The sequence below is a fragment of the Clavibacter vidaverae genome (assembly GCF_047529985.1).
GTDB lineage: Bacteria > Actinomycetota > Actinomycetes > Actinomycetales > Microbacteriaceae > Clavibacter > Clavibacter nebraskensis_A.
The window spans coordinates 319383-331406 of record NZ_JBLJAM010000002.1 but is presented as its reverse complement, the minus strand read 5'-3'; the positions used below and the strand labels follow the sequence as shown (position 1 = coordinate 331406).

The 12024-nt window shown below is 72.7% G+C and carries 8 protein-coding genes; 6 read left to right on the top strand and 2 right to left on the bottom strand.

The annotated features are described in order from the left end of the window. Positions 1 to 216 precede the first annotated feature (216 nt). The 6 genes from ACMT9T_RS14230 (at position 217) to ACMT9T_RS14205 (ending at position 7935) form a co-directional block, all read left to right on the top strand. Entirely contained in the window at positions 217 to 1413 is a 1197-nt protein-coding gene (locus tag ACMT9T_RS14230) for a PP2C family protein-serine/threonine phosphatase (RefSeq protein WP_414746163.1), read from the top strand. 53 nt (positions 1414 to 1466) lie between these two features. Beyond that, complete coding sequence (locus ACMT9T_RS14225) at positions 1467 to 3419, top strand: glycosyltransferase family 2 protein (RefSeq protein WP_414746404.1); 1953 nt, start codon at positions 1467 to 1469, stop codon at positions 3417 to 3419. Continuing rightward, positions 3416 to 3754 carry an STAS domain-containing protein gene (locus tag ACMT9T_RS14220; protein ID WP_414746162.1) on the top strand — a complete coding sequence of 113 codons (339 nt, stop codon included), beginning with the start codon at positions 3416 to 3418 and terminating at the stop codon, positions 3752 to 3754. The genes ACMT9T_RS14225 and ACMT9T_RS14220 overlap by 4 nt, the downstream gene beginning before the upstream one ends. After that, the gene (locus tag ACMT9T_RS14215; protein ID WP_414746161.1) at positions 3744 to 4193 is read left to right on the top strand and encodes an ATP-binding protein; all 450 of its coding nucleotides are present in this window, start codon (positions 3744 to 3746) and stop codon (positions 4191 to 4193) included. Before ACMT9T_RS14220 ends, ACMT9T_RS14215 begins: the two co-directional genes overlap by 11 nt. 14 nt (positions 4194 to 4207) lie before the next feature. Next, complete coding sequence (gene opgC / locus ACMT9T_RS14210) at positions 4208 to 6817, top strand: OpgC domain-containing protein (protein WP_414746160.1); 2610 nt, start codon at positions 4208 to 4210, stop codon at positions 6815 to 6817. 176 nt (positions 6818 to 6993) lie between these two features. Further along, positions 6994 to 7935, top strand: coding sequence for a ferritin-like domain-containing protein (locus ACMT9T_RS14205; RefSeq protein WP_414746159.1), 942 nt, complete (start codon positions 6994 to 6996; stop codon positions 7933 to 7935). A gap of 84 nt (positions 7936 to 8019) precedes the next feature. Here ACMT9T_RS14205 and ACMT9T_RS14200 read toward each other — a convergent pair whose 3' ends face one another. Next, a complete protein-coding gene (locus ACMT9T_RS14200; protein WP_414746158.1) occupies positions 8020 to 9462 on the bottom strand; it encodes an amino acid permease in 1443 nt (480 codons plus the stop codon). Positions 9463 to 9594: 132 nt separating this feature from the next. Beyond that, entirely contained in the window at positions 9595 to 11904 is a 2310-nt protein-coding gene (locus ACMT9T_RS14195; RefSeq protein WP_414746157.1) for a hypothetical protein, read from the bottom strand. Positions 11905 to 12024 lie beyond the last annotated feature (120 nt).

The following is a 12024-nucleotide window of genomic DNA, read 5'->3' as shown; positions in this document are numbered from 1 at the left end:
CGGGGGAGAGGGACCAGCGGCTCTCGAACGTCGGCACGAGCACCGCGGCGAGGGGGCCGACCGGGTCCGCGGGCATCATCCGAGCACTGGGACGACCACCGAGGTCATCCCCGCAGCGCTACTTAGTACGCCCCCTATGGATCCGGGCACGTAAGCTGAGGGAACCCGACGATTCGGGTGCCGTGGGCGGGGGCCCAGGGCGGCGAGGGGGCGGGGATGGGTCTGATCGAGGACGCGCGATCGAGCGCGTCGCAGCTCGCCGTGGAGGCGCTCGGCCTGCTGGACGGGCCGCCCGAGGAGCGCTTCGACCGCGTCACGCGCCTCGCGCGCACGGCGTTCGGCGTCCCGCTGTCCACCATCGGCCTGGCCGACCACGACCGCATGTGGTTCGCGTCGTGCGCCGGCGCCGAACTCTCCGAGACGCCCATCAGCACCATCTTCTGCGACACCACGGTGCGCGAGGAGCGCGTGCTCGTCGTCGAGGACGCGCAGATGCACCCGGTCTTCCGGCACCTGCCGTCCGTCGCGGGCGAGCCGCGCATCCGCTTCTACGCCGGGCACCCGCTGCGGGACACCGAGGGCCTCGTCATCGGCACCTTCTGCCTCTACGACGTCGAGCCGCGCGGGCTCGACGCCGGCCAGCTCCTGCTGTTCGCCGAGCTGGCCGAGTGGGCCCAGCGCGAGCTCGTCGCGAGCGCCGAGATGGAGCGCGCGCACTCGGTGCAGTCGGCGCTGCTGCCGGCCGCCGAGGTGGAGCTCCCCGGGTACTCGATCGCCGCCGTGTGCGTGCCCGCCCAGGTGGTGGGCGGCGACTTCTACGACTACGAGCGCACCGCGTCCGGCCTCCGCTTCTCCATCGCCGACGTGATGGGCAAGGGCACGGGAGCCGCGATCCTCACGGCCACCGTCCGCGCGGTCCTCCGCGGCATCGCGAGCACGGCGGACCGCTACGGCGCCGGCGTCCTCGAGGACACCGGGCTCATGGTCACCGACGCGGCCCGCTCGCTCGACGCCGACCTCGACCGCACGGGATCCTTCGTCACCCTGCAGCACGGGCACCTCGACCAGGCCTCCGGGCTCCTGCGCTACGCGGACGCGGGCCACGGGCTGACGATCATCGTCCACGCCGACGGCCGCGTCACCCACCTCGACACGGGTGACCTGCCCGTGGGGATCGACCCCGAGCACCGCTGGGAGGAGCGGCACACGGTGCTCGCGCGCGGCGACACCTTCGTGACCTTCAGCGACGGCCTGTTCGACATGTTCGGCGGGAGCGATCCCGCGTTCGCGGCCATCGGCCGGCTCGTGACCGAGGCGGGCGGCGTGCAGAGGCTCGTCGAGCGGGTCGCCCTCCTCGCCTCCGCCGGCACGCCGCTCGACGACGTGACCGTCCTCGCGGTGAGCCGGGCATGAGCCACGTCGACGCCCGCGTCCGTCCCCGGGTCCGGGACCGGCGCACGGGGCGCATGACGCTGCGCTTCGCGTTCATCCGGCTGCTCGCCGTGGTCACGGCCATCCTCGGCCTCAACTACATCGTCTGGCGCCTGCTGTTCTCGGTGAACCCGGAGGCGCTCTGGATCGCGATCCCGCTCGTGCTCGCGGAGACGTACAGCCTCATCGACTCGCTGCTCTTCGGCCTCACCATGTGGCGCGCCCGCGACCGGCCGAAGCCGCCCGTGCCGCAGGAGGGCCTCACGGTCGACGTCTTCATCGCGACGTACAACGAGCCCCTCGACCTCGTGATGGAGACGGCGCGCGCGGCCCAGCGGATCACCTACCCGCACAAGACGTGGGTGCTCGACGACGGCAACCGCACCGAGCTCCGCGACATCGCGGAGGCCGAGGGCATCGGCTGGATCACCCGCTCGGCCGACTGGACGGGCCGCGCCCGCCACGCCAAGGCCGGCAACCTCAACAACGCGCTGCTCACCACCGAGGGCGAGTTCATGCTCATCCTCGACGCCGACCAGGTGCCCGAGCCCGACATCCTCGACAAGACGCTCGGCTACTTCGAGGACGACCGGATGGCGCTCGTGCAGACGCCGCAGGTGTTCGTGAACGTGCCGGACTCGGATCCGCTCGGCAGCCAGGCGCCCCTGTTCTACGGCCCCATCCAGCAGGGCAAGGACGGCTGGAACGCGGCGTTCTTCTGCGGCTCCAACGCGATCCTGCGGCGCGAGGCCCTCATGCTGCTCGGCGTCTCGCGCTACGTGACGGACATCGAGATCAGCGTCTTCCGCGCGCTCCGCACCGCGGGCGACGTGCTCGTGAAGGCGCGCGCGGAGCTGGAGCCCGACCAGGACGACCTGCGCAAGGCGCTCGACGACGTGGCGTACGACGTCCGCCGCGCGCGCGCCGAGCTGCGCCGCGGCCAGCCCCTGGCCGACGTGACGTACCGCTTCCAGAAGCGCGTCGACTCGATCGCGGCGCGCATGGTGCAGGACGACGTGGCCGCGCTCAAGGCCGACCTCGCGGAGATCGCCGCGCTGGCGGGCCGCCACTCGGTGGATCGCGACGCCGTCTCGCTCGTCGACGACTCCGCGCTGGCGAGCCTGTCCCAGCGCGACTGGTCGCCGCTCGGCGCGCTCGACGCGGTGCGCGCGCTCATCCGCGACATCGACGTGCACCGCGACGACGACGCGCAGTCGATCATGCCGCTGGCCACCATCTCCGTCACCGAGGACATGGCCACCTGCATGCGCCTGCACGGCCTCGGCTGGAAGAGCGCGTACCACGACGAGACGCTCGCCTACGGGCTCGCCCCCGAGGACCTGCCGACCATGCTCACGCAGCGCCTCCGCTGGGCGCAGGGCACGATCCAGGTGTTCTTCCGCGAGAACCCGCTGCTGCAGAAGGCGCTCTCCATCCCGCAGCGGCTCATGTACTTCGCCACGATGTGGAGCTACTTCTCCGGCTTCACGGCGCTGGTCTACGTGGCGGCGCCCATCATCTACCTCGTCTTCGGGGTGCTCCCGGTGCAGGCGCTCTCGACCGACTTCTTCAGCCGGCTGATCCCGTTCCTCCTCGTCAACCAGCTCCTGTTCGCGGTCGTCGGCCGCGGCAAGCGCACCTGGCGGGGGCAGCAGTACTCGCTCGCGCTGTTCCCGGTGTGGATCTCGTCGGTCACCACCGCCGTGGCCAACGTGTTCTTCCACAAGCCGCTCGACTTCGCGGTCACCCCCAAGGTCCGCGCCGAGAGCGGCAAGCCGCGCTGGGACCTCGTGAAGCCGCAGCTCTACGTCATGGGCGCCCTCGTCTTCGCCTCCGTGATCGGCCTCATCCGCCTCGCGGTCGGGCAGGCGACGCCGCTCGGCACGTTCACCAACCTCGCCTGGGTCGTCTTCGACCTGGCGATCTTCAGCATCATCATCCGTGCGGCCCGCTACCGGGGCTTCACGCCGGCCAAGGAGGACGCATGATCGACATCGCAGTGACCGAGCAGGGGACCGACGTCAGCGTCGTCATGCCGACGGGCCGCCTCAACATGGTCTCCGCCCGCCAGCTCACCACGATCGTCACCGAGGTCATCGACGGCGGCCGGCCGTTCGTCATCGTGGACCTCGGCAGCACCGACTTCATGGACTCCTCGGGCCTCGGCGCCCTCGTCTCCGGCCTCAAGCGGGCCCGACAGGCCGGCGGTGACCTGCGGCTCGCGCGTCCGAACGCCCAGGTCAAGGCCGTGCTGGAGCTGACGAACCTCAACCGCGTCCTCACGGTGCACGAGTCGCCCGAGGGCGTGTTCCGTGACCGATGAGGGCATGACGCACCACGCGCCACCGGTGCGCGCGAACGTCACCCTCCCCGCGGTCGAGGAGAGCCTCTCGGCCGTGCACGCCGTGATCGCGGCGGTGTGGGACCAGGCCTACGACGTCAGCGACACCGAGCGGCTGCTCTTCGAGACGGCCGTGGTGGAGATCGCCGGCAACGTGGTCGAGCACGGCGTCGCGGTGGGGCAGCGCGCGGGGTACCCCGTGACCTTCACCATGACCGTGGTCTGCCAGCACGACCGCATCGTGGCCCTGTTCGAGGACGACGGGCAGCCCGCCGTCGTCGACCTCACCGAGGTGTCCATGCCGGACGACCTCAGCGAGAGCGGCCGCGGGCTGGCGCTCGCGCAGGCGATCCTCGACGACCTCACCTACGAGCGCACCGACGGCAGCAACCGCTGGCGGCTGGTCCGGCTCCGCGGCTGATGCGGGGCCGGGGGATGCGTGCACGCGGGGGCGAGCGCACGCGGTCAGGGAGGCGCGGCTGGGTCGCGGCCTTCGTCGCGCTCGCGATCGCCGTCGTGCCGGCGACCGCCGCGCTCGCGGTGCCGACCGGGCAGGCGCCGGCGGCCACCGCGCCCGCGGCGCCCGCCGACGAGGTCGACCTCACCCGGGCGCCCGCCGCGCCCTGGTTCGGCGGGATCCTCGACTGGACCGCCGACGACGCGCAGAGCTACGCCGACCGCCTCGGCGCGACGCCCGCCGTGCTCGGCCAGTCGGTGCGCTACCCGCTCTCCTCCGACGACGTCACCTACCTCGACCAGTTCGCCCAGCAGGCCGCGCAGCAGGGGTCGCTCCTGTTCCTCACGCTCGAGCCCAGCAAGCCGCTCGAGGAGCTCACGGCCGACGACGCCGCCGCGCTCACCGGCCGGCTCGAGGCGCTGCGCGAGCGCTACGACTCGCGCGCGCTCGTGCGGTTCGCGCCCGAGATGAACGGCTCGTGGACCCCCTGGGGCCAGCAGCCGACCGCGTACGTCGCCGCGTTCCGCCAGATCGCGGACGCCGTGCACGCCTCCGACGCGGACGCCGTCACGGTCTGGTCGCCCGCGTACGCCGCCGGCTACCCGTTCGGATCCGCCGACGGCCTCACGCAGGCGTCCGGCACCCGCTCCATCGCGGACCTCGACACCGACGGCAACGGCCGCGTCGACGTCGACGACGACGCCTACCGCCCCTACTACCCGGGCGACGACGCCGTCGACTGGGTGGGCCTGTCCGCATCCCACTTCGGCGCCGAGCAGGACTTCACCGCGGGCCAGCCCGCGGAGGAGTACCTGGGCAGCGAGGTGATCCCGCAGCAGGAGTTCGGCGAGAACGTCGTGCCCGAGGAGGGCAAGTTCCTGCGCGAGCTCGCGGGCCGCTACGGCTACGCCGACGAGGACGGCGCCGGGCGCGACTTCGCGGCCGAGTGGATCGACGGCACGGGCAAGCCCGCCGTCATCGAGACGGGCGCGCTCTACGACCCCGCCCGCGACGACGGCGCGAGCGAGTCCGACATCAAGACCGCGTGGTGGGAGCAGGTGCTCTCGGCCGACGTCCGCGCGGCGCACCCGGGCATCGGCATGGTCGTCTGGCGCGAGCTCCAGCGGCCCGAGGCCGAGGCGGAGGGCGCCGTCATCGACTGGCGCGCCACGGGCGACCCGGCCATCGCCTCGGCGCTCCGCGCGCACCTGGATCCCGCGACCGCGACGCTCGGCGCCGTCACGCAGGTCTTCGACCAGGAACGCGCGAACGTCGCGACCGCGCAGTACCGCGACCCCGGATCCCCCGAGGACGAGCAGATGGGCTGGATCGTGCTGTGCGCGGTCGTCCTCCTCCTGCTGTTCGCGATCTCCGGCCCCATCGGGCGGCTCAAGCCCGGCTGGCGCTACCCCGACGAGAACAGCCCCCGCGACCGCCGCCTCGACCTCTTCCGCGGCTGGACCATCGTCGCCGTGGTCATCACGCACATCGAGCTCGCGAGCCCGTACTCGTTCGTGACCATCAACGCGATCGGCGCCATCACGGGCGCCGAGATGTTCGTGCTGCTCTCCGGCCTGGTGCTCGGCATGGTCTACCCGCTCGCGGTGAAGAGGTTCGGCGAGATGAAGGCGCTCGTCTCGATCCTCCGGCGCGCCTTCAAGCAGTACGTCGTGGCGATCGCGGTGGTCGTCATCGTCTTCGCGCTCACGTTCGTGCCGTTCCTCGCCACCGACGTGATCACCACGTTCACCGACCGCGGCACGGGCGCCGACGGCAAGGTCACCACGGGCCAGGTCTACGACCTCTACCCGAACGGCGACCGCCTGCTCGACTACCCGCCGCCCTGGTACGCGATCCGCGACCTGCTGCTGCTCCGCATGGGTCCGTGGGTGTTCAACATCATGGGCCTGTTCGTGGTGCTGACCCTCCTCGTCCCCGCGATCGTGTGGCTGCTCCGCCGACGCATGTGGTGGGTCGTGCTCATCGCCAGCTGGGCCGCCTACGTGCTCAACGCGATGTACGACATCCGCGTGCTGCCGTCGATGTTCGAGGACGTCTTCCCGCTGCTCACGTGGCAGGTCGCGTTCCTCAACGGCATGGTGATCGGCTACTACCGCAGGCAGATCACGCGCGCGCTCACCGGGCGGGTCGGCCGCGTGCTCGTGTCGATCGCGGTCGTGGCCTACGTCGGCGCGCTCGCCGTGCTCTGGGCCGGCCACACGTACGGCGTGCAGCTGCCGGGCGTGCCCGACGGCCTGTACTCGTCGCTGTACGAGTCGATGTACCAGCGCACGTTCCTGCAGCCCGGCCGTCTCATCGACCTGGGGCTGATGCTCGTGGTCGCGTACACGTTCCTCACGCGGGTGTGGAAGCCCGTCGACCGCGCGTTCGGCTGGTTCTACACGCCGCTCGGATCCGCGAGCCTCTACGTGTTCATCGTCCACGTGTTCTTCGTGCTCATCGTCGGCAGCCTGCCGTTCCTCGACAGGGCGAATCCCTGGCAGGGGGCAGTGGTCCACACGCTCGTGCTGGCGGCGATCTGGTTCATGGTCACGCGCAAGGTGCTGTTCAAGGTCATCCCGACCTGATCCGCGTCGCCGGGATCCGGCCCAAACCGCATCGAGCCCCGTTCCGAACGAATCCCGACATCCGGGGGAACAACGCCTCGCGGCCCTTCCCTGGATGCCTATCACCCGTTTAGCGTTCGAACCACCATGCGCGCGGCATCTGGGATCCGCGGGCGACGATCAAGGGAGCTCCGACCATGTTCGACAAGAAGTTCATCACCCAGGCCATCGACAGGAGCGCGCAGTCGCCCCTCGACCGTCGCCGCTTCTTCAGCGCGGCCGGCGTCGCCGGCCTCGGGGTCGGCGCCGCCGCCCTCATCCCCGCGACCGGAGCCCAGGCGGCCGACGCCCAGGCCGCAGCCGACGCCGGAGCCGTCACCGACGCCGCCGTCCTCAACTTCGCGCTCAACCTCGAGTACCTCGAGGCCGAGTTCTACCTCCGCGCCTCCACGGGCGCGGGCCTCGTCCCGAACGACATCTCCGGCGTCGGCACGCCGGGCGGCGTCACGGGCGGCCGCCAGGTGCAGTTCAAGGACCGGGCGATCCGCGAGTACGCCCGCGAGATCGCGCAGGACGAGAAGGCCCACGTCAAGTTCCTGCGCGCAGCTCTGGGCTCGGCGAGGGTCGCGCGTCCGGCCATCGACCTGGACGCGGCGTTCTCCGCCGCGGCCACGGCCGCCGGCCTCATCAAGCCGGGAGAGAGGTTCGACGCGTTCGCGAGCGACGAGAACTTCCTGCTCGCGTCCTTCGTGTTCGAGGACGTCGGAGTGACCGCCTACAAGGGCGCCGCCCCGCTCATCACGAACAAGACGTACCTCGAGGCCGCTGCCGGCATCCTCGCGGTCGAGGCGTACCACGCGGGCATCATCCGCACGTCGCTGTACGCGAAGGGCCTCGCGGCCCCGACCAACGCGATCTCGAACGCGCGCGACTCCCTCGACGGGTCCACGGACCTCGACCAGGGCATCACCGTGTCGGGCGGCGCGAACCTCGTGCCGACGGATGCGAACGGCATCGCGTTCAGCCGCACGACCGGCCAGGTCCTCAACATCGTGTACCTGAACAACAAGGCCGTGACGAAGGGCGGGTTCTACCCCAACGGCGTCAACGGCGGCATCAACACCAGCGGCGCGAACTAGCCCGCCGCACGCAGCAGGGGCGCCGCCCACCTCGCGAGGTGGGCGGCGCCCCTGCTGTTGTCCGGGCGGGTGCGCCGGCGCCCGTCAGCGCCGGTTGCGCGGGCTGTCGGCCGCGAGCACCGAGTTGCGGCGCGAGTACGTGAGGTAGATGACGAGGCCGATCGCGAGCCACACCGCGAACCGCACCCACGTCTCCCACGGCAGCGACGAGACGAGCCAGAGCGAGAAGGCGATGCCGATGATCGGCACGACCGGCATGAGCGGCAGCTTGAACGCCCGGGGGATCTCCGGCCGCTTGTAGCGGAGCACGATCACGGCCGCGCACACCACCACGAAGGCCAGCAGGATCCCGATGTTGGTCAGCTCCGCCACCACCGTGATGGGCAGGAAGCCCGCGAACAGGGCCGAGCCGATGCCGATGATCCACGTCACGCGCGTCGGCACGTTCCGCTTCCGGTCGGTCACCGCGAACCACTTCGGCAGCAGGCCGTCGCGGCTCATCGAGAACCACACGCGGCTGGCGCCGAGCATGAAGGTGAGCATCACGGTGACGACGCTGACGATCGCGCCGACCGCCACCACGTTCGCCACGGCCGGGAGCCCGACGGACTCGAACGCGGTCGCGAAGCCGCTCTTCGGATCGATCTCCGAGTACCGCTGCATGCCCGTGAGCACGATCGTCGCGAGCACGTAGAGCACCATCGCGATGCCGAGCGACAGCAGGATCGCCTTCGGCATGTGCTTGGTCGCGTCCTTCGACTCCTCGGCCGCGGTGCTCATCGCGTCGTAGCCGAACACCGCGAAGAAGACCGTCGCGGCGCCCGTGAAGACGCCGGCCGCGCCGAACGGGAAGTACGGCTGGTAGTTGGTACCGGTGATCTGCGTGAAGCCGATGACGACGATCACCAGCACGAGCGCCACCTTGAGGCCCACGAGGTAGAGCTCGAAGCGGCCGACGCTCTTCATGCCGCGGGTGAGGACGAAGGCGGTGCCGAGGCAGAGGATCACGGCGAAGAGGTCGACCACGTGCCCGTCGCCCGTGCCGGCGGCGCCGAGCATCCAGGCGGGCAGGTCGATCCCGAACTGGTCGAGGAGGAAGCCCGCGTAGCCCGAGACCCCGATGGCGACCACCCCCACGATGGCGGTGTACTCGAGCAGCAGGTCCCAGCCGATGAACCAGCCGACGATCTCGCCGAGGGCCGCGTAGCCGTACGTGTAGGCGGATCCGGCCTTGGGGATCATGCCCGCGAACTCCGCGTAGGAGAGGGCCGCCGCCGCGCTCGCGATGCCCGCGATGAGGAACGAGATGAGGACCGCGGGGCCCGCCGTCTGGTTGGCGACCGTGCCGGCCAGCGTGAAGATGCCGGTGCCGATGATGCCGCCCACGCCGATCGCGGTCAGCTGCCACAGCCCGAGCGAGCGGGTGAGGCCGCCCTCCTCCGGCGCCGCGCCGGGTTCCGCCTCGATCGTCTCGACGGGCTTCCGCCGGGTGAGCGCCGACCAGAGGCTCGTGCTCGATGTGCTCATGCAGGACTCCTGCCGTCGGGGCCGCGCGGGCCTGGTCGAGGCCGCCGGAGCCGGCGACGCCCCCAGTGTGGCCCCGCCCGGGCGTCCGCACCAGATGCGGCGCGGCAGCGGGACAGGGGCGGGGGAGGGCTGCTACGAGCGCTGCAGGGAGGGCTCGACCACGCGGATCCAGAGCCACACCGCGATGCTCACCGCGGCGAAGGCGGCGGCGACGACGAGCGACGTGATCCAGACGCCCGCCGGCACGCCGCTCGCCGTGGTGGCGACGGCCGCGAAGGCCAGCGTGAGGACGGCGACGCTCACGACGGCCCAGAGCGGCAGCGAGCGCAGCAGGAGCGAACGGCCGAGGACGAGCGACACGGGCGCGAGCGCGAGGGCTGCGGAGCTGAGCGAGGCCAGCGTGATGACGCTCAGCAGCTCGTTCGCGAGCTGCGGCCACATGCCGCCGGTCGTGGGGACGAAGCCGTACAGGATCCAGGCCATGAGCCCCAGCGTCGCGAGCGATCCCGACTGCACGAGCGCGAGGCGGGCGCGCGAGCGGTCGTCGCGGTCGTCGGCGACGAGGCCGAGCACCTGGCCGATGACCACGGGCGGCGCGAGGCCGAGGCCGCGCGACACGAGCACGGCCGTGGCGGAGAGCACGAGGAGGGCGGGCACCGCGCGCACACGGGCGGGGCCGGCGCCCACGCGTCCGGCGACCGAGGCCACCGCGACGACGCCGACGCCGTTCACGACCGCGAGCCCGACGAGGGCGGCGAGGAAGAGGCGCACGGCGTTGGGGTCGGATCCCACGGGCAGCGAGAGCGCGGCGAGCGCGGCGGCGAGGGCGAGCGCGGCCGCGGCGGCACCCCAGCGTCCGGCGCGGCCGGGCTCGGGCGCCGGACGCGCGCCGAGGAGCGTCGGCTCCGGCTCGCGTCGCGCGGGCACCGGGATGGGCGCCGAGTCGAGACGACCGGGCACGATGCGCATCTGGCCCGTCGTCGCGGTGGTGTCGGTGAAGGCGGCCGCCGCGGCCCGGGTGGTGAGGGCGCCGGCGTCGCCGCGGGGGATGATCCGCAGCGGCGTCACGTCCTCGGCGGCGCGGTGGCGGCCGCCGAAGCGCGAGATGAGCGCGCCGCGGAGGAGGAGCGCCGGCAGCGTCACGAGGAGGACCGCGCCGAGCGCGAGGAGCAGGGGGAGGAGACCGCGGCCGTCGGTGAACGCGGCGGGCAGCGGCTGGAGCGACGTGCCGAAGCGCGTCGGCGCGTTCCAGGTGCCGGGCGCGGCCGGGGCGGGCGCGGATCCGGAGCCGGGCGCCGCGTCCTGGCCGGGCGCGGAGCCGGACGTGCCGCCGCCGCCCGATCCGGATCCGGGGGCGGGCGCGGGAGCGGACTGCGTGCTCTCGGGCGAGCTCGTGGCCCCGGGCGTGGGCGTCGGGATGGGGCTCGTCGCTCCCGGCGTGGGCGAGGAGGTGGGGGCGGCGACGGTGACGCGCACCTCCGCGGCGAGCGTGCTGATGTTGCCGAGCGGATCCGTGACGGTCGCCGTGATCCCGAGCGCCCCGGGCGGCAGCGTGCCGGTGGTGCACGACCAGCGCCCTCCGGACACCTGCGCCTGGCAGGCGGAGTCGCCGTAGCCGGAGAGGTAGGCGCGGACCGTGGTGCCGTCCTCGTCGGAGGTCCCGGAGATCGTGATGCCCGTCGTGTCGACGGTCGCGCCCGCCGCGGGGGCCGTGATGACCGCGGCGCCCGGCGCCGTCGTGTCGAAGCTGCCGCTGCCGCGCCCGACCGCGGGCGTGCCCGAGCTCCAGGGCGTGCTCTGCGTCGCGGTGACGGGCACGCCGGTGCCCGAGGGCGGCGGCGGGGCGAGGAGGCAGGCCCACGTGCTGGAGGCGCCGACCGTCGCGCGGCAGGCGGCGGATCCGGAGCGCGCGTCGACCGTGGCCCCCGGGAAGCCGGTGCCGCTCACGAGCCCGGTCGTGACGACGGAGAAGCTGTTGACCCCGGGCGCGCGGAGGACCGACGCGGTCGCGGTCGCCTCCTGGCCGGCGGAGACCACGCGGATGGGGCTCTGCCCGTCGGGCACGCCCGTGGCGGTGGCGCGCCAGGTGGTGGAGGAGGGGAGCGTCACGGCGGCCGGCACGCTCGCGATGGTGACCTGGACGTCGGCGCCCGGGGAGCGCGTGCCGGTCACGGTGATCGCGCCGTCGGTCGAGAAGGGCGGCGTCTGGACGGTCGGGCCCGCTGCCGGGGCACCGGAGGGGACGGGGCTCGGCATCGGCGTGGGCGTCTGCGGGGCGCCGGACGCCGCGGCCGCGCCGCCGGCGCTCAGCGCGGCGAGGAGCGCGAGGAGGGCGACGGCCCGGACGAGGCGCTCGCGGGATCGCCGGACGCCGCCCGCACCACCCCCCGTGGACGGACGATCCTCGTTCCTCGCCAGATCCTGCACCGTGCGTCCATTCATGCCGCTGCGTGCGGGCGTGTCAACCGCCCGCACCGACCGTGACGGAAGTGGTAGGCGAACCTGGACGACGCGTGCCCGCGACCGGTGCGCCGGGTGGGCGCGGTCGGTGCGCCGGCCCGC